Origin of the sequence: Pantoea sp. PNT03 (genome assembly GCF_014852515.1) — a bacterium.
Classification (GTDB): domain Bacteria; phylum Pseudomonadota; class Gammaproteobacteria; order Enterobacterales; family Enterobacteriaceae; genus Pantoea; species Pantoea leporis.
On sequence record NZ_JACVBT010000001.1, the window covers coordinates 865483 to 886185 of the forward strand.

At 56.4% G+C, this 20703-nt stretch carries 18 protein-coding genes; 9 read left to right on the top strand and 9 right to left on the bottom strand.

The window, feature by feature from the left end; translation table 11 throughout:
• The first annotated feature begins 322 nt into the window (after nt 1–322).
• The 5 genes from IB226_RS04120 (at nt 323) to IB226_RS04140 (ending at nt 6108) form a co-directional block, all read left to right on the top strand.
• Complete coding sequence (locus IB226_RS04120) at nt 323–1306, top strand: arabinose ABC transporter substrate-binding protein (RefSeq protein ID WP_192233687.1); 984 nt, start codon at nt 323–325, stop codon at nt 1304–1306.
• A gap of 174 nt (nt 1307–1480) precedes the next feature.
• Nucleotides 1481–3001 carry an L-arabinose ABC transporter ATP-binding protein AraG gene (araG, locus tag IB226_RS04125; protein WP_192233689.1) on the top strand — a complete coding sequence of 507 codons (1521 nt, stop codon included), beginning with the start codon at nt 1481–1483 and terminating at the stop codon, nt 2999–3001.
• A gap of 17 nt (nt 3002–3018) precedes the next feature.
• Nucleotides 3019–4005 (top strand): L-arabinose ABC transporter permease AraH, encoded by a 987-nt coding sequence (gene araH, locus IB226_RS04130; protein ID WP_008110235.1) that lies wholly within the window; start codon nt 3019–3021, stop codon nt 4003–4005.
• 67 nt (nt 4006–4072) lie between these two features.
• Nucleotides 4073–4990: an arabinose operon transcriptional regulator AraC gene (araC, locus tag IB226_RS04135; RefSeq protein WP_101764513.1), complete on the top strand. Its 918-nt coding sequence runs from the start codon at nt 4073–4075 to the stop codon at nt 4988–4990.
• A 77-nt stretch (nt 4991–5067) separates the two neighbouring features.
• Nucleotides 5068–6108 carry an oxidoreductase gene (locus IB226_RS04140; protein WP_061720150.1) on the top strand — a complete coding sequence of 347 codons (1041 nt, stop codon included), beginning with the start codon at nt 5068–5070 and terminating at the stop codon, nt 6106–6108.
• A gap of 73 nt (nt 6109–6181) precedes the next feature.
• On the opposite strand, the gene add is transcribed toward IB226_RS04140, so the two are convergent.
• From add to malX, 3 genes are all read right to left on the bottom strand, one after another.
• On the bottom strand, nt 6182–7180 hold the full coding sequence (gene add, locus IB226_RS04145; RefSeq protein WP_192233691.1) for an adenosine deaminase: 999 nt from the start codon (nt 7178–7180) through the stop codon (nt 6182–6184).
• A gap of 118 nt (nt 7181–7298) precedes the next feature.
• Nucleotides 7299–8477: a MalY/PatB family protein gene (locus tag IB226_RS04150; RefSeq protein ID WP_192233692.1), complete on the bottom strand. Its 1179-nt coding sequence runs from the start codon at nt 8475–8477 to the stop codon at nt 7299–7301.
• Complete coding sequence (gene malX / locus IB226_RS04155; protein WP_110866061.1) at nt 8477–10063, bottom strand: maltose/glucose-specific PTS transporter subunit IIBC; 1587 nt, start codon at nt 10061–10063, stop codon at nt 8477–8479. Before malX ends, IB226_RS04150 begins: the two co-directional genes overlap by 1 nt.
• Before the next feature lie 175 nt (nt 10064–10238).
• Here malX and malI point away from each other — a divergent pair, with 175 nt between their 5' ends.
• Nucleotides 10239–11267: a Mal regulon transcriptional regulator MalI gene (gene malI, locus IB226_RS04160; protein ID WP_110866062.1), complete on the top strand. Its 1029-nt coding sequence runs from the start codon at nt 10239–10241 to the stop codon at nt 11265–11267.
• A 26-nt stretch (nt 11268–11293) separates the two neighbouring features.
• Here malI and IB226_RS04165 read toward each other — a convergent pair whose 3' ends face one another.
• Both IB226_RS04165 and manA read right to left on the bottom strand, forming a co-directional pair.
• Nucleotides 11294–12793, bottom strand: coding sequence for a YdgA family protein (locus tag IB226_RS04165; RefSeq protein WP_110866063.1), 1500 nt, complete (start codon nt 12791–12793; stop codon nt 11294–11296).
• A 132-nt stretch (nt 12794–12925) separates the two neighbouring features.
• Nucleotides 12926–14101 (bottom strand): mannose-6-phosphate isomerase, encoded by a 1176-nt coding sequence (manA, locus tag IB226_RS04170; RefSeq protein ID WP_192233693.1) that lies wholly within the window; start codon nt 14099–14101, stop codon nt 12926–12928.
• A gap of 197 nt (nt 14102–14298) precedes the next feature.
• On the opposite strand from manA, the gene fumC reads away from it, so the two are divergent.
• Nucleotides 14299–15696 (top strand): class II fumarate hydratase, encoded by a 1398-nt coding sequence (gene fumC / locus IB226_RS04175; RefSeq protein ID WP_101764505.1) that lies wholly within the window; start codon nt 14299–14301, stop codon nt 15694–15696.
• Nucleotides 15697–15785: 89 nt separating this feature from the next.
• On the opposite strand, the gene IB226_RS04180 is transcribed toward fumC, so the two are convergent.
• From IB226_RS04180 to tus, 4 genes are all read right to left on the bottom strand, one after another.
• A complete protein-coding gene (locus IB226_RS04180) occupies nt 15786–16430 on the bottom strand; it encodes an anti-sigma factor domain-containing protein (protein ID WP_101764504.1) in 645 nt (214 codons plus the stop codon).
• Entirely contained in the window at nt 16427–16981 is a 555-nt protein-coding gene (locus IB226_RS04185; protein ID WP_192233695.1) for a sigma-70 family RNA polymerase sigma factor, read from the bottom strand. Before IB226_RS04185 ends, IB226_RS04180 begins: the two co-directional genes overlap by 4 nt.
• A 43-nt stretch (nt 16982–17024) precedes the next feature.
• A complete protein-coding gene (locus tag IB226_RS04190) occupies nt 17025–17588 on the bottom strand; it encodes a fasciclin domain-containing protein (protein WP_192233697.1) in 564 nt (187 codons plus the stop codon).
• A 93-nt stretch (nt 17589–17681) separates the two neighbouring features.
• Nucleotides 17682–18611 carry a DNA replication terminus site-binding protein gene (tus, locus tag IB226_RS04195; RefSeq protein WP_192233699.1) on the bottom strand — a complete coding sequence of 310 codons (930 nt, stop codon included), beginning with the start codon at nt 18609–18611 and terminating at the stop codon, nt 17682–17684.
• Between the two features lie 157 nt (nt 18612–18768).
• Here tus and IB226_RS04200 point away from each other — a divergent pair, with 157 nt between their 5' ends.
• On the top strand, nt 18769–19968 hold the full coding sequence (locus IB226_RS04200; RefSeq protein ID WP_192233704.1) for an MFS transporter: 1200 nt from the start codon (nt 18769–18771) through the stop codon (nt 19966–19968).
• A 158-nt stretch (nt 19969–20126) separates the two neighbouring features.
• Nucleotides 20127–20612 (top strand): Rrf2 family transcriptional regulator, encoded by a 486-nt coding sequence (locus IB226_RS04205; RefSeq protein ID WP_008110154.1) that lies wholly within the window; start codon nt 20127–20129, stop codon nt 20610–20612.
• The last annotated feature ends 91 nt before the right edge of the window (nt 20613–20703 follow it).

The following is a 20703-nucleotide window of genomic DNA, read 5'->3' on the forward strand; positions in this document are numbered from 1 at the left end:
GGCAGCAGAAGCGGTTAGTCATCAGTCGCTGAGAATATGCACTTTTCTGCCATCGGCGGGGATGTGTGATCCACTGCAAAAGTTAATGACCGGTTAAATTTGCTGAATATATGGAGGATTTTGTCATCGTTTTGGGATGTGATACCGCTCTACATTTTTCCCGTCCATTCCCGCTACAACTAGCCCAGCGTTTGCGCAGCCTTTGTACAACCTTTGCGCTAACGCGCTGATTTTTAGCTGTACCCCACAGAATGATTTGATTGGTAGCGTTTACACCGATTGGTTAATAACAGCCTAAAACAACATTATGCCGGAGAGCATCATGCATAAATTCACTAAAACGCTGGCGGCGCTAGGTCTCGCTGCGGTTATGTCACAATCCGCTATCGCCGAGACCATGAAACTCGGTTTCCTCGTTAAACAACCGGAGGAACCCTGGTTCCAGACCGAATGGAAATTCGCGGATAAAGCCGGCAAGGATCTCGGCTTTGAAGTGATCAAAATTGCCGTGCCCGACGGTGAGAAAACCCTCAACGCCATCGACAGCCTGGCCGCCAGCGGCGCGAAAGGCTTCGTCATCTGTACGCCAGATCCGAAACTCGGCTCCGCGATTGTCGCCAAAGCGCGCGGTTACGGTCTGAAAGTGATTGCCGTCGATGACCAGTTCGTGACCGCCAAAGGCAAGCCAATGGATACCGTGCCATTGGTGATGATGGCGGCGACCAAAATCGGCGAGCGTCAGGGGCAGGAACTGTATAAAGAGATGCAGAAACGCGGTTGGGATGTGAAAGAGACCGGCGTGATGGCTATCACCGCGAACGAACTCGACACCGCACGCCGTCGCACCAGCGGTTCGATGGACGCGCTGAAAGTTGCCGGTTTCCCGGAGAAGCAGATCTATCAGGTGCCGACCAAATCCAATGATATCCCAGGCGCCTTTGACGCCGGTAACTCGCTGCTGGTGCAGCATCCGGAAGTGAAACACTGGCTGATTCTCGGCATGAACGATAACACCGTGCTGGGCGGCGTTCGCGCCACCGAAGGCCAGGGCTTTAAAGCGCCCGATGTGATCGGTATCGGCATTAACGGTGTTGATGCGGTGAGTGAGCTGTCGAAAGGATCCGCCACCGGTTTCTTCGGTTCGCTGCTGCCAAGCCCGGACGTGCACGGTTATAAGAGCAGCGAGATGCTCTACAACTGGGTGACCAAAGATCAGGAGCCGCCGAAGTTCACCGAGGTCACCGATGTGGTGCTGATTACCCGCGATAACTTCAAAGCCGAGCTGGATAAGAAAGGGCTGAAGTAATCACGTTGTTCGTTGTTTGAGCAGCACCATCTAAATGTTTAGCCAAAATGATTCGTGCTGTAACAAGGCGGCAAGTGCACTTATCCCCGGGAGCTTACTTTTGTAAGTGACCGGGGTAAGTTCACGCAGCCAACGCAGTTACAGTGCGAAGCATGAAGGCTTAGAGGAGTCACCATGAACACTGATCAAGCCTTTCTGTCGTTTCATGGCATCAGCAAAACCTTTCCCGGCGTGAAAGCGCTGCAGGACATCTCATTCAGCTGCCGTTCCGGCGAAGTGCACGCGCTGATGGGGGAGAACGGTGCCGGTAAATCAACGCTGTTGAAGATCCTCAGCGGTAGCTACCAGCCCAGCGGCGGCGAGATCCGCATTAAAGGCCAGCCGAAGAGTTTCAACACCACCGTGGATGCGCTGGATGCCGGCGTGGCGATCATTTACCAGGAACTGCATCTGGTGCCGGAAATGAGCGTGGCGGAAAATATCTATCTCGGCCAGCTGCCGCACAAGCGCGGTCTGGTGAATCGCAAACTGCTGCGCTATGAAGCCGGTTTGCAGCTGCAAAATCTTGGCATGGATATCGATCCGGACATGCCGCTGAAATATCTGTCGCTCGGACAATGGCAGATGGTGGAGATCGCCAAAGCGCTGGCGCGTAACGCGCGCATCATCGCTTTTGACGAACCGACTAGCTCGCTGTCGGCGCGCGAGATTGAACACTTGTTCCGCGTCATCCGTCAGCTACGCGAGCAGGGCCGCACCGTGTTGTACGTGTCGCATCGCATGGAGGAGATTTTTGCCCTGAGCGATGCCATCACCGTGTTTAAAGATGGCCGCTACGTGCGCACCTTCACCGACATGAAAAACACCCATCACGACGATCTGGTGCAGGCGATGGTGGGGCGCAATCTGGGGGATATTTATGGTTACGCGCCGCGTGAACTGGGCCCGGTGCGCCTGCAGCTGGACGCGGTGGAGGCGAAGGGCGTGCGCACGCCGATTTCGTTGACGGTGCGTGCTGGTGAAATCGTTGGCCTGTTTGGCTTAGTGGGCGCGGGACGCAGTGAACTGATGAAAGGGCTGTTCGGTGCCACCAAACTGCGCGGCGGCAACGTGACGCTGGATGGCAAAAAGCTCAACATTCGCCAGCCGATCGACGCCATCCGCGCCGGCATCATGCTGTGCCCGGAAGATCGCAAATCTGAAGGCATCATTCCGGTGCATTCGGTGCGCGATAACATCAACATCAGCGCGCGTCGCCACAATCTCACCGCTGGTTGCCTGATCAAACCGAGCTGGGAAGCGAAAAACGCCGATATCCACATTCGTTCACTCAACATTAAAACGCCAGGCCCGCAGCAGCTGATCATGAATCTTTCCGGAGGCAACCAGCAGAAGGCGATTCTGGGCCGCTGGCTGTCGGAAGAGATGAACGTAATCCTGCTCGATGAGCCGACGCGCGGCATTGACGTCGGTGCTAAACACGAAATCTACAACCTGATTTATCAACTGGCGAAAAAGGGGATTGCGGTGCTGTTTGCCTCCAGCGATCTGCCGGAAGTGATGGGATTAGCTGACCGCATTCTGGTGATGCGTGAAGGTTCCATTGCCGGTGAACTGTCCCATGACACGGCCACAGAGCAGCTGACGCTGAGCCTGGCGATGCCGAAAACCACTCAAGCGGCCGCCGTGGCCTGATGTAAAGGAGAGCAATAATGGCTTCATCTACCACTTCCAACACGCCACCGGTGCAGCGCAACGGGCTGCAACTGGGGCGGATTTGGGACAACTTCGGCATGCTGGTGGTGTTCGCACTGCTGTTTATCGTGTGTGCCATTTTCGTGCCGAACTTTGGTTCTATCATCAACATGAAAGGGCTCGGGCTGGCGATGTCGATGTCCGGCATGGTGGCGTGCGGCATGCTGTTCTGCCTGGCTTCCGGCGACTTTGACCTGTCCGTGGCGTCGGTGATTGCCTGCGCCGGTGTGGTCACCGCGGTGGTGATCAACATGACCGAAAGCCTGTGGATTGGCGTGGCAGCCGGATTGCTGCTCGGCATGGCCACCGGTTTTATCAACGGCTTCGTCATTGCGCGGCTGAAAATCAACGCCCTGATCACCACGCTGGCCACCATGCAGATTGTGCGCGGCCTGGCTTACATCTTCTCCGACGGCAAAGCGGTGGGGATTGAAGACGAGCGCTTCTTTACCCTCGGATACGCCAACTGGCTCGGCGTGCCGGCACCGATTTGGCTCACCATCGCTACCATGGTGCTGTTCGGTTTCCTGCTGAACAAAACCACCTTTGGTCGCAACACGCTGGCGATTGGCGGCAATGAAGAAGCAGCGCGTCTGGCCGGCGTGCCGGTGGTACGCACGCGCATCATTATCTTCATTCTGTCCGGTTTAGTGTCGGCGGCGGCGGGCATCATTCTGGCGTCGCGCATGACCAGCGGCCAGCCTATGACCTCGCTCGGATACGAGCTGATTGTGATTTCGGCTTGCGTATTAGGCGGCGTCTCGCTGAAAGGCGGCATTGGCAAAATTTCATACGTAGTGGCGGGCGTGCTGATTCTGGGCACGGTTGAGAATGCGATGAATTTATTGAATATCTCGCCATTCTCACAGTATGTAGTGCGCGGTTTGATACTGTTAGCGGCGGTGATTTTTGACCGCTACAAACAGAAAAGTAAAGCCGCCTGATAACCCAAGCTGAGCGTGCCGGAAAGTGGGCACGCTTAGCGCCGCGAAACGGAAAAGTGAGGGCATTATGTACCATCGCGAACCCCCAAGTGAGCAGCAGAATCCCTTATTGCCGGGCTATGCGTTCAATGCCTGGCTGGTGGCAGGCTTAACGCCAATTAATGCCAATGACGCACTCGATTTCTTTATCGATCGTCCGCACGGCATGAAAGGCTACATCCTTAATCTGACCATTAAAGGTCAGGGGCGCGTGTTTGATGGCGAATCTGCCTTCGACTGCGAGCCGGGCGATCTGCTGCTGTTTCAACCGAAAACCCCGCACTATTACGGCCGCGCGCCAGACAGCCCGTGCTGGTTCCATCGCTGGGTCTATTTCCGCCCGCGCGCTTACTGGACCGATTGGTTGCAGTGGCAGGATGAGAGCCAGGGCGTGGGGCGCTTGCATTTGTCAGAAGCGCAGCGTGCCGAGTTTGATCGCCTGTTCGCCAGCATCGAGCAAACTCACAACTCCGGACGTCGCTTCGCCGAAGAGCTGGCGATGAATCTGCTGGAGCGCTTGCTGCTGCGCGCGGTGGAAGAGGATCCGCGTAGCCATCAACAGATCCGCGATCCGCGCGTGATTGAAGCTTGCCAGTACGTCACCAATCATCTGGCGGGTGAAGTGAAGATTGAAGAAGTGGCGCGCCATGTTTGCCTGTCGCCTTCACGCCTGGCGCATCTGTTCCGCGAGCAAATGGGCATTAATCTGCTGCGCTGGCGCGAAGATCAGCGGGTGATCCGCGCCAAACTGCTGCTGCAAACCACTCAGGAACCGATCGCTTCCGTCGGGCGTGAAGTGGGCTACGATGACCAACTTTACTTCTCACGCGTGTTCCGCAAACGCGTTGGCGTCAGCCCCAGCGACTTCCGCCGCCGCAGCCAGGATGCGCAGGATGCGTTGGTGGCGCACGAGAGCTGGCAATCCGCACGGAGTGCTATTTCCTGAGTTTTCAGGTGATTCCGCCTTGTTCTTATAGATTGATTCGTCTTAAATCAGTCTGGTAACGAACAAGAGGAATGAGAATGAGCGATAAATTACGTGTCGGCCTAATCGGCTACGGTTTTGCCAGCAAAACCTTTCATGCACCCTTGATCGCCGGTACGCCGGATGTTGAGCTGGCGGCGATCTCAAGCAGCGATGCCAGCAAAGTGCATGCTGACTGGCCGTCAGTGCAGGTGGTTTCCGATCCACAAGCGCTGCTGGACGACCCGACACTGCAACTGATTGTTATTCCGACCCCGAATGACACCCACTTCCCATTAGCCAAAGCGGCACTCAACGCCGGTAAACACGTGGTGGTCGATAAGCCGTTTACCGTGACGTTGTCACAAGCACGTGAGCTGGATGCGCTGGCCAAAGCCAAAGGTCTGCTGCTGTCGGTGTTCCATAACCGCCGTTGGGACAGCGATTTCCTGACGCTGAAATCCCTGCTGAACGACGGTACGCTGGGCGAAGTGCGTTACTTCGAATCCCACTTTGACCGTTTCCGTCCGGAAGTGCGTCAGCGCTGGCGTGAAATGAAAGGCGCGGGCAGCGGCATTTGGTTCGATCTCGGACCGCACGTGCTGGATCAGGCTTTGCAGCTGTTTGGCACGCCGGTCGCGATCAATGTCGATATGGCAGAGCTGCGTCCGGGCGCGCAAACCACCGATTACTTCCATGCGGTGTTGACCTATCCTACGCGTCGCGTGGTGCTGCATGCCAGCATGCTGGTGGCGGCGGAATCCGCGCGCTTTGTGGTGCACGGCACGCGCGGCAGCTACGTGAAATACGGGCTGGATCCGCAGGAAGATCGTCTGAAAGCGGGTGAACGTCCGCCGCAGGAAGATTGGGGCTACGACATGCGCAACGGCACGCTGACGCTGGCGGAAGGCGATGTGATGGTGGAGAAAGAGCTGCTGACCTTGCCAGGTAACTATCCGGCGTACTACGCAGGTATCCGTGATGCGATTGCGGGCACAGGTGCGAATCCGGTGCAGGCAGAAGAGGCGATTCAGGTGATGGAGTTGATCGAGCTGGGCTTGCAGTCCGCCGAGAAGCGTCAGACCCTATCGTTGCGTTAATTCGCTTTACTCGCACTCCCATGGGAGCGCCAATACTCGCTTTATACCCTCTCCCAAAGGGAGAGGGTATATTTTATCCCGCTACGCGCGCGCGCAGCGCGGCTTTCTCTGCATCACTCAGGAACGCGATGGTTACACCATTATCCTGTGCCTGACGCATCTCTTCTGCCGTCAATCCCGCTTGCGGTGCCGCCACTTCATACTCATGGGCCAGCTCAACGCCCTGAACCGCCGGATCGTCGGTGTTAATGGTGGCGAGAATGCCGTGCTGCAGGAAGGTTTTCAGCGGATGGCTGCTCAGCGACGAAACGGTGCTGGTCTGAATATTCGAAGTGAGGCATGACTCAATCCCAATGCGCTGCTCAGCAAGGAAATCCATCAATGCACGGTCTTCAATCGCCTTCACGCCGTGACCAATACGCTCCGCGCCCAGCTCGCGAATCGCTTGCCAGATGCTTTCCGGGCCTGCGGCTTCACCGGCGTGAACGGTAATGCGGAAACCGGCGTCACGCGCACGATTAAAGTGGCTGAGGAATTCACTGCCTGGGAAGCCTAGCTCGTCACCGGCCAAATCGACGGCGGTGATGCCCTCGCGATGTGCCATCAAAGCTTCCAGCTCGCGCAGGCAAGCTTCTTCACCAAAGGTGCGGCTCATAATGCCGGTCAGGCGTACATCAACGCCGTATTGCTGAATGCCGGCGCGCACACCATCAATCACCGCTTCAACCACGCCGGCAATCGGCAGTTGATGCGTCATCGCCATGTAGCCCGGTGAGAAGCGCAGTTCCGCATAGTGAATGCCAGCGCGCGCCGCATCTTCGACGTTTTCCAGCGCGATACGACGACAGGCATCAAGATCGCCCAGCACTTTCACGCCCCAGTCGAGTTTCTGCAGGAAACTCACCAGATCCGGTTCATTAGCCGTGACCTGCACATGTGGACGCAATGCATCAAGCGTTTCAGCGGGCAGCGCAAGATTATGCTGACGACCTAAATCGAGAATGGTTTGTGCGCGGATATTGCCATCAAGGTGGCGGTGAATGTCGGTAAGGGGGAGTTTTGGATCAATCATGGCGCACTCGCTTAAGTTTCATAAAGTGCAGAGGATTATAAAAACATCTTGCGCAACAGCGCCAGCGATTTGCGCAAACAGCAAAACGGATGCTGAATTAATCAGCATCCGTGGCATTTTAGAACGATTTTAGCCCGGCAATCAGGCGATCCAGCCCATCATCCAGTTTGCTGCGCGGGCAACCGGCGTTGAGACGCAGATAACCGCGACTCGCCGCGCCGTAGGTCGAACCCGGCATGATCGCCACTTTGTGTTGATGAATCAGACGCTGTTGCAGCGCCTGTTCGTCAATGCCAAGCGGATTGAGATCGATCCACGCCAGGTAAGTCGCGGCGGGCGGTTGCCAGTTAAGCTGCGGAAACGCCGTGTTCAGGCGCTGCGCGATATGCTGCATGTTGCCACGTAGATGGTCGCGCAGCGCATCCAGCCACGGCGCGCCCGCGCGATAAGCGGCGATGGTAGCGGCAAGCGCCATTACCGCTGGCGAGGATAAGCCATCCTGCTGCTTCAGCGCATGGAACCACGCCTGACGATCGCGCTCATCAGGAATGATGCCCCACGCGCCGGTCAGCGCCGGAATGTTGAAGCTCTTGGAGGCCGAGGTGAACAGCGCCCAGGCGGACTGCGCAACCTGGCTCCAGGGCGTATGCTGCGCATCACTCAGCACCATGTCCATATGAATTTCATCGCTGATCACCTTCACGCCATGCTTTTCGCACAGCGCCGCCATCTGGCGCAGCTCATCTTCGCGCCACACTTTGCCGCTAGGATTGTGCGGACTGCACAGCAGCATCACTTTACAGCACGGACGCGCCAGCAAACTTTCCAGCTGCGTCATGTCACACAGCCATTCGTTAGCGTGGCGCTGCAGCGGCAGCTCCAGCACGCGACGCTGATTGCCATTGATGGTGTTATAAAACGCATCGTAAGCGGGGGTGTGAATCAGCACTTCATCATCCGGCTGCGTCCAGTGGCGCAACAGCTGTGCCACCATATAAATCACCGACGGGCCATAAACCAGCGATTCTGCCGCCACTTCGGTAGCGAAACGGCTGCGCATCCAATGTTGAATGGCAGAGAGAAAATCATCATGCTGCCAGCGGCTGTAGCCAAACACACCGTGTGCGAGGCGCTGTTGCAGCGCCTCGAGGATGCATGGCGCGGTGGCGAAATCCATATCGGAGATAGTGAAGGGCAGCAAGTCCGCCACGCCGAAACGATCGGCCACGAAATCCCACTGCGTACACCAGCTACCGTGGCGATCCACCACCTGATTGAAAGCGAAATCCTGCATCATTACACCGTCGCGCTCATCAAGTGTGCCATCTCATCTTTGACCGACTGCACCTGCGGGCCCATCACCACTTGCAGATTGGTCGCATTAACATGCACCACGCCAATCGCACCGTTGGCTTTCAGTGTTGCATCATCCACCTTGCTCATATCGACCACGGTAATGCGCAGACGCGTCAGGCAGTTATCCAGTGAGGCGATGTTTTCTACGCCGCCCAGCGCCGACAGAATCGCTGGCGTATTAAAGCCGGATTTGCCCACAGCCGCGCGATTAACCTGCTGCGCTACGCTGTTGGTTTCCACTTCGCGGCCTGGCGTTTTGATGTTGAAGTGACTGATAGCAAAGCGGAAGATGGCGTAATAACCCACGAACCACACCGCAGCAATCACCGGCACCCAATACCATTTGGTGGAGAGGCCGTGCAGCACGCCGAAGACGAAGAAGTCGATCACGTTGCCGTCGGTATTACCGATAGTCACGCCCAGCATCGCCATCACGGTGAAGCCCAAGCCGGTCAACAGCGCGTGGATCAAATACAGCACCGGCGCGACGAACAGGAACAGGAACTCCAGCGGTTCAGTGGTACCGCCCACCACGCAAGCCACCACGCCGGAAATCAGCAGGCCTTTAATTTTATGACGGTTTTCCGGACGGGCGCAGTGATACATCGCCAATGCCGCACCCGGCAAACCCCCGAGGAAGGCTGGCATTTTACCCTGCGACAGGAAGCGCGTGGCGCTCTCGGCGAAGCCGTGGGTATCTGCACAGGCCAATTGCGCCTGGAAGATAGTTAACGCACCGCTAACACTTTTGCCGCACACATCCATGGTGCCGCCCGCATCGGTAAAGCGGATGATTGCCACCAGAATGTGCTGCAAGCCGAAAGGTAAAAGCAGACGTTCGCCAGTACCGAAGATCATCGGACCAAATTCTCCGGCGCTGTTAATCACCCAGCCGAGGCCGGTAATCGCGCGTGCAAAGAATGGCCAAATCAGCGGAACCACCAGGCCCAGCACGCCCATCGCCATCGCCGTAACGATCGGCACAAAACGCGTACCACCGAAAAACGCCAGCGCATCTGGCAGGCGAATGTTGTGGAAGCGCTCATGTAGCCAGAACACCACGATACCGACGATCACCGCGCCGAGAATACCGGTGTCGATGGACTGAATGCCGAGGATGTTTTGTACGTTATTGGCTTTCAGCACCGCCGCATCGGTGGTTGGCAGAATGCCGTTGATGTTGAGCCAGAAGTTGATACTCAGGTTCAGTACCGCGTAGCCAACAAAACCGGCAAAGGCGGCGACGCCTTTATTCTCGCGCGCCATACCGAGCGGAATGGCAATGGCAAACATCACCGGCAGATAGCTAAAGGCAAAAGAGCCAATCTTCGCCAGCCAGATAAACAGGTATTGCAGGAAAGGCTGATCGAGAAGAGGAATTAGCGTCAGGACGTCATGACTGCTGAGGGAACTGCCAATTCCTAACAGAATGCCGCAGAACGACAGCAGGGCGACGGGCAACATAAAGGTTTTACCCAGACTTTGGAAAAACTCCCAAAGTGACATTTTGGGGCGGCTGGCGGACATAAATTCTCCTGGCAATAAAAAGTGAAACGCTTCAATGTGGTCAAGGATGATAAAACGTTTTACCACTTATTTTTGTGGCTATAATCACAAAGAGTGACTAATTGCAGGCTTTATTTTTGGTGCAATCAGTGTAACGTTTTATCTCTTTGAATTTGGACGTCGGTAACGGAACACTATGTCCCAGCAGAAAACCACTATTCATGATGTGGCGTTGGTCGCCGGGGTGTCGGTCTCTACCGTGTCGTTGGTGCTCTCCGGCAAAGGGCGCATCTCGCCCGCTACGGCCATACGCGTTAATCAGGCGATTGAGCAGCTTGGCTACGTGCGTAATCGCTCAGCCTCGATTTTGCGCGGCGGCGAAAGCGGCGTGATCGGCCTGATCGTGCGCGATCTCAGCCAGCCCTTTTATGCCGCGATGACGGCCGGACTCAGTGAAGTGCTGGAGCAGCAGGGCAAAGTGCTGGTGCTGACACAAAGCGGTCAGCACGGACAACACCTTAAACGCTGTTTTGACACGCTGGTGGCGCAGGGCGCAGAAGGCATTGTGCTTGGCGGCGCGGCGGCGCAAGCAGAAACGCTGGTGCCGCAGGCGCAGGAGCAAAACATCGCGTTGGTTTGCGCTTCGCGCGCCAGCAGCCTCGACAATGTCGACTCACTGCGGCCCGATAACAGCCAGGCGGCGCGCATGGCGACGGAGTATCTGATTCGGCAGGGACATCAGCGCATCGCCTGGATGGGCGGTTTGGGATCATCACTGACGCGCGCCGAGCGGATTGGCGGCTATTGCGCCACCTTGCTGCAATACGGCTTATCGTTCCGGTCCGACTGGATTATCGAGTGCGACGATCGCCAGCAAAGCGTGTCAGCGTTAACGCTGCAGTTGTTGCGTCAACATCCCGGCATCACCGCGATTCTGGCGCATAACGGCAGCACCGCGCTCGGCTGCTATTTTGGCGCGTTACGCTGTGGGCGAACCTTTGGTGAAGGCGCGGTGGATAGCTACTACACGCAGCAGCTGGCGCTGGTGGGCTTTAATGACGATCCGCAGCGGGAGCTGCACGATCCCACCATGACCTTTGTCAGTAGTGAAGCGCGTGATGTGGGGAGAAGGGCGGCGGAGCGGATGTTGCAGCGGCTGGCGCAGCCGGAAGCGGAGATTCAGAGTTTGATTGTGCCGCCGCAGCTAATGCGCGGCGAAGTGTAAGGGCGGCCAGTTGGCCGCCCCATGAATTACTCTGGCATACCTTCGCTGGTTGGTGCGCCCAGCATATAGCGTGACAGGAACTGCTCCAGCGTCATCTTGTCGCCATTCATGGTGACCTGGCCGTTGCCGTACTGCAGGCTGGTGACGATGTTGTCATCCTGCTGCTGCGTCAGGCGGAACATCTGGCCCATCGCTGCTAAACCCTTAACCTGCTGATCCGCCAGTTTCTGCGCATCGTCACCCTGATAACCTTCCGCCAAACCGACATGACGCATGGTTTCGGTTGCCATTGGCATATTGATCGCCAGCTTGCCGTCGAGGGTTTTGAGCACGCGATCCACTGCGGCACCCAAACTCTGCGCCTCGCCGCTCACGGTGGCCGGATCGTTAAAGCCCACGTTCAGGTTAAAGGTGCTTTCACCTTTATCATTTTTCCAGCTCAGCGGCGCGATGCTCAGCGTTGGCGAGCCTTTCAACAGCGTTGGCAGGTTATTACGCAGAATGGTTTGCACGCTGGCCTGATAGCGAATCGGATCTTCCGCTACGCCCGGCTGGTTCAGCAGATCCTGCATCTGCGCGTTGTAAGTATCGGAGAAGGCTTTCACCGCCTGCGCATCAAACTGCGCAAACTTCATCGCCAGCTTAGCTTCACCAAACGGCTGCTTCTGCAGGGTAATCTTGTCAACATCGACATCCAACTGCCCACCAATCTTGCCTTCTTTATTGTCAAAGGACGAGGTGGTTTTCAGCTTCTCCAGCGACAAACCTTCCTGACCGTTGATGCTGGCATCCAGTTTATCCAGAGAGATCGACTGATCGCCGACGCGCACGCCTTCCGGGCTGAGATGGGTATCGCCGCTCAGCTTCAGGCCATTCAGCGTAAACAGCACCGGCAGTTCAACCTGATTTTTGCTGGTGACCGCGATGCTGGAGAAGTCGCCGTCGAGGCTGACTTTGTCACCTTTGCTGTCGGCGCTGATGTTGAGCGTGCCGCCATTGGTGGCCAGACGATCGCCGGTCTGCGGATTGTTGTAATCCACCGCCAGCAGGTTGAGATCGGTATTGGTCGCACCGCTATAGCCGACGCGGGTATCGGCGTTGACCAGCGATTTGCCGTTGGTCAGTTCAAACAGCTTCTTCACCGCATCGGTGTTTTCCAGTTCGGTATGCACGGACGCCATACTTGGGATCAGGCTGCCGCGCTTCAACTGGGCGAACGGGAAAGGACCGTGATCAATCGTCTCGTTCAGCACGATACTTTGACCAGGCTTCAACAGCGGATTGTCATTGGTTTGCGAGCTGGCCTGTACCACCAATTTGGTTTTGCTGCTGAACACGCCGCGCTGATAATCCTGATAGCTCAGCGTCAAACGGCTGTTCGGCGCGTAAGCATTTAGCTGCGCGTTGGCGTTCTGCAACATCTCATCCATATGGCTTTCCAGTTGTTTACCGGTAAACCATGCAGCACCAGTCCAAATCACGCCGAGCGCAACAATCACACCTACGGCAACCTGGGTCTTTTTCATCGCTGTGTCGTCCTTATCCTTGCGTCCGCACGCCGCTGGTCGGTGCGCGACGGGTGAAGAAAAACGCCCGCAGGCGTTTTAAATTAATAGTTTAAAAGAATAGCAGTTAATGCTGGCAGCGTCAGCCGGATCTCAGTTGAGCGTATTAAACACGCGCGCCAGACGTCCGGTGCCTGCCGCGTTGACCGGCGACTCATTGGCAGCGACAAAGCAGGATTCACCCGGCTTCAGCACCAGTTGTTGCCCGGACTTCTCAATTATCGCCTGACCTTCAATGCAGAACAGCAGAGCAGCGCTGTTTTGTGCCAGTTCTTGTGGCGCAGCGGAAAGCCCATGAATGGCAAAGGCAAAGTCTTCAACCGGAATCGGGAAGTTCAGGGTTTCGCCGTCGCGCTGCGGCTGCGTCAGCAGCGTCACGGCCGGTTTTGCCTGAAACTTCAGGTTAGCCAGCAGTTCAGGGATATCGATGAACTTCGGCGTCAGACCGGCGCGCAACACGTTATCGGAGTTCGCCATCACTTCCAGCGCCACGCCTTTCAGATAGGCGTGCGGCGTTTCGGCAAACAGGAACATCGCTTCACCCGGCTGCAGGGTAATAACATTGAGCAGCAGCGGCGAAAACAGACCGCTGTCATCCGGATAATCGATGGCGATAGATTTGATGGTCTGCCACGGTTCGCCTTCACGCCCATTGAGCGCCGATTTCAGTACGCCGATGGCGCGCGATTTGGCCTCGTCTTGCAGCGACAGCAGCGTGGCGAACAGTTTTGCCAGATTGGCTTCGTTAGCGTTTTCGAGGAAATGGGCAATTTGCGGATGCGCACCGGCCACCGGCTCCAGCAGCGAGACAATCTCATGCAGCTCACGGAAACCGTTCATCGCCTGGAAGGGTGTCAGCGCATACACCAGCTCGGGCTTGTGATTAGCGTCTTTATAGTTACGTTCGGCGGCGCTGAGTGGAATGCCAGCAACATTTTCACGCGCAAAACCCTGTTCGGCAGCAGCTTTGCTGGGGTGCACCTGAATCGACAGCGGCTGATCGGCGCACAGCACTTTAAACAGGAACGGCAGCTCGCCGAAACGTTTAGCCACCGCTTTGCCGAGCATGGCGACTTTGTCGGCATCAATTATCTCACGCAGTGAACGCACTTCGCCGTTGACCTCAACGGTAGACGGGCTTTTCGGGTGCGCGCCCATCCACAGTTCCGCCATCGGCAAACCTTGTGGATTTTCGATGCCATAGAGTTCGGTCAGCGCAGTTTTGCTGCCCCAGGCGTAATTTTGCAGCGAATTGTTCAATTTTTGCATCGTTTACCCTTAATAACCGTAAGTAAATAGGCTTATTAAAGCAGAAAGTGCCATAGAAAATACACGAACAAGTGCAATAAAGGCGATAGGCTCGCATAATGTTAAATTCTTGTATGTGACAATCTTGCTCGCTCAACGGCGTCGCGGGAAGGCGTTTAGAGCGGAAACCTCAAAATCTGAGCTAAGGAGACGTAGTCATGGCAGCCAATCGCATTGAAAAAGACTCAATGGGACCGATCGAAGTACCGGCAGATAAGTTGTGGGGCGCACAAACCCAGCGTTCGCTGGAACATTTCAAAATCTCAACCGAGAAAATGCCCGTGGCATTGGTGCATGCGCTGGCGCTGACCAAGCGCGCGGCGGCGCAGGTGAACCAGGATCTCGGCTTGCTTCCGGCCGATCGTGCCCAGGCGATTCTCAAAGCCGCCGACGAAGTGCTGGCCGATAAGCACAGCGAGGAGTTTCCGCTGGCAATTTGGCAGACCGGCTCCGGCACCCAGACCAACATGAACATGAATGAAGTGCTGGCCAACCGCGCCAGTGAAATTCTTGGCGGCGAGCGTGGCATGTCGCGTCTGGTGCACCCAAATGATGACGTGAATAAAAGCCAAAGCTCCAACGATGTGTTCCCCACCGCCATGCACGTGGCCGCGGTCATCGCCGTGCGGGAGCAGCTGATTCCGCAGATTCACGTGTTGAAAAAGACGCTGAGTGAAAAATCCGACGCCTTCAAAGATATCGTCAAGATTGGTCGTACCCACTTGCAGGATGCGACACCGCTGACGCTCGGTCAGGAGATCTCCGGCTGGGTAGCGATGCTTGAGCACAATCTCAAACACATTGAGAACAGTATTCCGCACGTAGCGGAGCTGGCGCTGGGCGGCACCGCGGTCGGGACCGGCCTGAATACCCATCCGGAATACGCGGTTCGCGTGGCTAAAGCGCTGGCCGATTTGACCAAACAGCCGTTTGTCACCGCGCCGAACAAGTTCGAGGCGCTGGCGACCTGCGATGCGCTGGTGCACGCGCACGGTGCGCTGAAAGGCCTGGCAGCTTCGCTAATGAAAATTGCCAACGACGTGCGCTGGCTGGCCTCTGGCCCGCGTTGCGGCATTGGCGAACTGGCGATCCCGGAAAATGAGCCAGGCAGCTCGATCATGCCAGGCAAAGTGAACCCCACGCAGTGCGAAGCGCTAACCATGCTGTGTTGTCAGGTGATGGGCAACGACGTGGCGGTGAACATTGGCGGCGCGTCCGGCAACTTTGAGCTCAACGTGTTCCGTCCGATGGTGATCCACAACTTCCTGCAATCGGTGCGTCTGCTAGCCGACGGCATGGACAGCTTCAATCACCACTGCGCGATTGGCATTGAACCGGTACGCGAGCGCATCGATCAGCTGCTGAACGAATCGCTGATGCTGGTGACCGCGCTGAATACCCATATCGGCTACGACAAAGCGGCGGAAATTGCCAAGAAAGCCCATAAAGAAGGCCTGACGCTGAAAGGCTCAGCGCTGAAGCTGGGCTATCTGACCGAAGAGCAGTTCGATGAGTGGGTGCGTCCGGAAGAAATGGTTGGCAGCATGAAGCAGTAAACCGCTGTTAAAAACTGGCAGACGTAGCACCCTCGTAGCGGCGCAATTGATTGCGCGATAAATCGCGCCGCTACGGATTGTGCGGTGATTTATAGCTGCCCGCTATACAACACCGGACCGGTTGGCTGGCCGGTTGGCGAGCCGCCGCGCGGTTCAAGGCTGATGGCAATGATGCCTGAACGGGAAATCGTGCTATTTAACGCAACATCCGTTGCCTTCTGATTATCCAACAAACCCAATGAAATCGGCGCTTTGCCTGGCGGAATCAGCCACAGCTGCAAACTGTTGTTATCGGCGATGGTCACAGGATGTAACGGCGTCAGGCTCAGCTGCGCCAGTTTGCTGTCCGCGCTGACCACCCATTGCTGTTGATGCTGGGCGTCGTTCAGTACCGTCAACGGCGTTAACGTCGGCTGCTGCAGGAACAGTGAGGCGAGCAGGGCGAACGCCGCGACACTGGCAGCCGCCAGCCAGCCCGCATAATGGCGTTTGGGTTGAATGACGCGTTGCTCGGGCAAACTCAATGTAATCTTTTTCCACACCTTTTCCGGTGGCGTGACGGGCGCAAGCTGATTATCCAGGCCCGCCAGCAGGGCTTGCCAGCGCGCAACATTAGCCGCGAGCGCGGGCTCGTTTCGCAACCTGCGTGCAAAGCGCAAACGCGCCAGCCCACTCAAGGTACCCAGCGCATACTCAGCTGATAAGGCCTCATCGCGTTGTAATTTATCGTTCATAGGCCCACACACTCCCGCAGATGCTCCAGCGCGCGGCGAATCCAGCTTTTTACCGAGCCAACCGGCTGTTGCAGCCAGGCGGCAATATCACTGTGGGACATCCCCTGATAATAGGCGAGCGTGATGCTTTGCTGCTGTTCGCTGCTCAGATGACCAATGCAGTGTCGCAGGCGATCGGCTTGTGCCGGATCGTGCCAGTTATTCTGTTCGTCTTCGCTGGTGATTGGTAGCAGGTCGCTAAACGCTTCTGCCTCCAGCGTCAGGCGCGCCTGTCCGCTGCGTAACCCGTCAATGCAGCGATTGCGCACAATGTGCGTCATCCACGTCATCGGCGCGCTCAGGGCGGCATCGTATGAAGCGGCGCGGTTCCAGATGGTGAGGTAGCAATCGTGCAGCACCTCTTCCGCCCAACCTTGCTGACGCAGCATGCGCAGGGCAAGGGAGAAAAGATGCGGCGAAGTGAGTCGATACAGTTGCTCAAACGCGCGGCGATCGCCTTTCGCGACCGCCGGCAATAAGTTGTCTAACCGTTCTGCAAGCCTGTTATCCATCATCTTCCCGGTTGGCTAAAATGCCCAATCCGAGTATAGGCAATTACTTAGGCATCAAGACGGTATCAATCACATCAATCACACCATTTTTCTGATTGACGTCATAAGTGCTGATATTCGCCACATTGCCTTGACCATCTTTCAGCTGAATATTGTGCGGGCCATTATTCATAATCCACAACGGTTGGCCGTTGACGGTTTTCAGCTCGGCATGTCCGCCACCTTGCTTAATTTTTTTCTCCAGCGCTTTCATGTCGTATTTACCGGCCACCACATGGTAAGTGAGGATGCTGGTCAGCGTGGCTTTGTTTTCGGGTTTCACCAGATTGTCCACGGTGCCCGCCGGCAGTTTGGCGAAGGCGGCATTGGTCGGTGCAAACACCGTGAACGGACCTTTGCCTTCGAGGGTTTCCACCAGACCAGCGGCTTTCACCGCCGCCACCAGCGTGGTGTGATCTTTGGAGTTCAGCGCGTTTTCAACGATGTTCTTTTGCGGATACATCGCTGCGCCGCCGACCATCACGGAGTCATCATTCATGGCGGCAAATGCACCTGCGGTGAACAGTAAAGTGCTGGATACGACTGCAATGCTCATTAGCTTTTTCATCATAAATCCTCGTAGTAGGGAGCGAAGAAGTTGCTCACACTCTGATGTACGAGAGCAGACTGCGAATTGGATGCAGCGATTTAAAAATAAATTTTACGCCAGCCGATCGCTCCACAAATGCAGGCGCGGAATGATCAGATGCAGCGGCTCGGCCAGCGGTTTATGACGCCAGGCAACGTTATCGGCATCGTAGTTCAGCAGTTCTCCCAGAATCGGCACCTGCGTGCGATCGCGGCACAGCACCAGCAGCGGAGAAGGGCAGGCAAGCTGCACCTGTTTCTTCTCGCTGGCGCGCCATACGCGGGCAATCGGCTGCACCTTCACCGGGCGCTTGATTTTTAGCTTCGCACCGGCTGGCAACGCGAGGATTGCTTCCAGCTCTTGCTGCACTTTCTCCGCCCACTGTTCCCGCGTCCACGGTGCCTGCGCGCGATTGGCTTTCAGGCTGCGTTCCAGCTGTTCTACCACCGCATCACGCGTGACGTTTTTGATGATGTTTTTATTCGCCCAGCCAAAGCGCAAACTGTCCGGCGCGTTGAGCAGCGTTACGCTGCGGTAGGCGTTAAGCGTAATTAACCCGCGCAGATGCTGGTGGACGAACTCAAAGCGCGCCTCGCTCGGCAAGCCCGACTCCACGGTGATCAGCTGTTCCAGCCGCTGTTTCAAGGTATTAATCTCGGCAACCTGCTGCGTAATCTGCGCATGCACATCGCCGTCGGCTTCAATGCAAATCGCGCCCGGCAAGCGCACGGCGGCTTTGGTGCTGAGCTTTTCCGATTGATGCTGCATAAACAGGCGGCAGTAATGCGTCAGCGCCATGTCGCGTGCCGTTTTACCAAGATGCTGCGTCACCGCGATGCGTTCAATTTCATCATGTTCGCGGCCTTTTTCGATTTCCGGCAGACTAAACACGCGCGCAATCAACAGTGGTTGCTGTTCAATGTGTTGACGTAACGCGCCCAATCCCGCCTCCAGCGCATTAACGCATTCGTGCAGATCGGCAACCAAATCATAACGAGCCATAAAACGCCCCCCATAGTTACAACATGCTTTCAGTGTACTGGCTTGGGTGCCGGTCTGCCAGCATTGCGCAAGGATTTTGTTAAGCAGGGAAACATGGGATTTTTCAAGCTGGATGAACGTGTTATAACAATGCTTTGCCTGCTAACGGAATAATGTTGTGAAGCCTCAGCCAAAGCCACCTGCCGCCGCCATAGTTACGCTTGGCGTAGTACAAATCCTGTCGTGGGGCGGATCCTTCTATTTGATGGCGGTGATGGCCAATCCGATCGTGGCGGAAACCGGCTGGTCGCAGCAATGGGTGTATGGCGCGCTATCGCTCGGCATGCTGATTTCCGGTTTGCTGGCGCCGCTGAGTGGGCGACTGATTTCCCGCTCCTATGGCCGCGCATTGCTGGCGACGAGCGGGGCGGTGATGGCGATCGGTCTGGTGATCATGGGATTAAGCCACAATCTGCCGCTGTTTCTGTTTGCCTGGCTGATTATCGGCGTAGGTATGGCGATGGGCCTGTACGATGCGCTGTTTGCCACGCTCGGCACGCTCTATGGCGGCCAGGCTCGCGGCGCGATAACCGGCATTACGCTGATTTCTGGCTTCTGTACCACTATCGTGTGGCCGGGCACCGCGCTGCTGATTCACTGGCTGGATTGGCGTAACGCCTGTTTTGCCATTGCCGGATTGTTATGTGTTTCAGTGTTGCCCGCCTATCTCTACGCGCTACCCGCGCCTGAAGCGAAAATCGCCGCCGCCAAAGCAAAACCGACCGCGCAAGGCAACGAACTGGCACCCACACTGTTTTGGCTGCTGTGCAGCATTTTCACGCTCGCATCGGTGATCATGACGGCGATTTCGGTGCAGCTGATCACCTTGCTGCAGGCCAGCGGCCACACGCTGGCGTCGGCGTTGGCCATCAGTGCGATTCTCGGTCCGTGTCAGGTGGCATCGCGCATCGTGGATATCGCCTTTAAGCGCGGTCACCCGATCTGGACCACCTTTTTCTCGGTGGGATTGGTGGCGCTCGGCTTGCTGCTGCTGGCGTGTTATCCGCAGTTTGCGGTGCTCAGCATGGTGCTGTACGGTGCCGGAAATGGTTTGCGTGCCATTGTGCGGGGAACTTTACCGCTGGTGATGGTCAAACCAGAGGCCTACGCGATTGTGGTAGGGCGCATGGCGCGTCCCGCCTTAATTGGTCAGGCCTTGACGCCGCTGGTTGGTGGCTATGTGTTTCAGCACCTCGGTGCCAGCGCCACGCTGTGGTTGTTATGCGTTCTGGCGTTGATTAACGTGCTGTTGGTCGCGCTTTTGCAGCAAAAATTGCCGCAGGCCAGCCCACAGTCGGAAAGGGGAGTGATAAACTAAGCAGCCTGTGCGCTTCTGCCCGATTAAATGGGGAATACGTGCCTGGATCACGGGCGTTGACTTCTAAAAAGCAACAGTGTTTGTTATATTTATTGCTCATTGATTACTCACTGTCGCGGCATAAAAACAACAAGATAACCGCAACTCAGGATATTGAAATGCTTGATTACCGCTTCCCGACAGCTTTGCAGATGGTTTTGAGCGTAGCGATGGCGGAGCAACTGGGCAAACGCTCGACCAGTGCCATATTGGCGTATGGTCTTGAAGCGAACCCCAGTTTCATTCGGAAACTTATGGTTCCGCTCACGCGTGACGGCATCATCGTCTCAACGCTTGGCCGCACCGGTTCCATTCATCTGGGTCGCCCGGCCGCCGAAATCACACTGCGCGACATTTATACTTCTGTGATTGAAGATAAAAAACTCTGGGCGTCACGTCCCGACGTGGCACCGCGTTGTCTGGTCAGTGCCAACCTGTGTTGGTATTTCAAATCGATTGCTGAAGAGGCTGAAGAAGCGTCGCTGAAAGTGCTGGAAACCCGCACCGTCGCGGACGCGCTGGCCGAACTGAAGCATAACGACACCAGCAACTGCGAAGAGTTGCCCGATCTCGAACTCGCCGACCTGTGTAAAAAAGGCCGCTAAAACCACTCTCATCCGTAAGGGCGTCATTCATGACGCCCTTTTTTATTGCCTCAATCTGCACGCAAAAAAATCCGGGCACTTGGCCCGGATC

Coding starts and splice junctions, on each gene's coding strand:
- fumC (WP_101764505.1), top strand. CDS start 14,299: ATGGCAGCCAATCGCATTGAAAAAGACTCAATGGGACCGATCGAAGTA.
- malX (WP_110866061.1), bottom strand. CDS start 10,063: ATGTCCGCCAGCCGCCCCAAAATGTCACTTTGGGAGTTTTTCCAAAGT.
- add (WP_192233691.1), bottom strand. CDS start 7,180: ATGATTGATCCAAAACTCCCCCTTACCGACATTCACCGCCACCTTGAT.
- IB226_RS04140 (WP_061720150.1), top strand. CDS start 5,068: ATGAGCGATAAATTACGTGTCGGCCTAATCGGCTACGGTTTTGCCAGC.
- manA (WP_192233693.1), bottom strand. CDS start 14,101: ATGCAAAAATTGAACAATTCGCTGCAAAATTACGCCTGGGGCAGCAAA.
- IB226_RS04205 (WP_008110154.1), top strand. CDS start 20,127: ATGCTTGATTACCGCTTCCCGACAGCTTTGCAGATGGTTTTGAGCGTA.
- araG (WP_192233689.1), top strand. CDS start 1,481: ATGAACACTGATCAAGCCTTTCTGTCGTTTCATGGCATCAGCAAAACC.
- IB226_RS04120 (WP_192233687.1), top strand. CDS start 323: ATGCATAAATTCACTAAAACGCTGGCGGCGCTAGGTCTCGCTGCGGTT.
- IB226_RS04165 (WP_110866063.1), bottom strand. CDS start 12,793: ATGAAAAAGACCCAGGTTGCCGTAGGTGTGATTGTTGCGCTCGGCGTG.
- IB226_RS04180 (WP_101764504.1), bottom strand. CDS start 16,430: ATGAACGATAAATTACAACGCGATGAGGCCTTATCAGCTGAGTATGCG.
- IB226_RS04185 (WP_192233695.1), bottom strand. CDS start 16,981: ATGGATAACAGGCTTGCAGAACGGTTAGACAACTTATTGCCGGCGGTC.
- IB226_RS04150 (WP_192233692.1), bottom strand. CDS start 8,477: ATGATGCAGGATTTCGCTTTCAATCAGGTGGTGGATCGCCACGGTAGC.
- IB226_RS04190 (WP_192233697.1), bottom strand. CDS start 17,588: ATGAAAAAGCTAATGAGCATTGCAGTCGTATCCAGCACTTTACTGTTC.
- araC (WP_101764513.1), top strand. CDS start 4,073: ATGTACCATCGCGAACCCCCAAGTGAGCAGCAGAATCCCTTATTGCCG.
- araH (WP_008110235.1), top strand. CDS start 3,019: ATGGCTTCATCTACCACTTCCAACACGCCACCGGTGCAGCGCAACGGG.
- tus (WP_192233699.1), bottom strand. CDS start 18,611: ATGGCTCGTTATGATTTGGTTGCCGATCTGCACGAATGCGTTAATGCG.
- malI (WP_110866062.1), top strand. CDS start 10,239: ATGTCCCAGCAGAAAACCACTATTCATGATGTGGCGTTGGTCGCCGGG.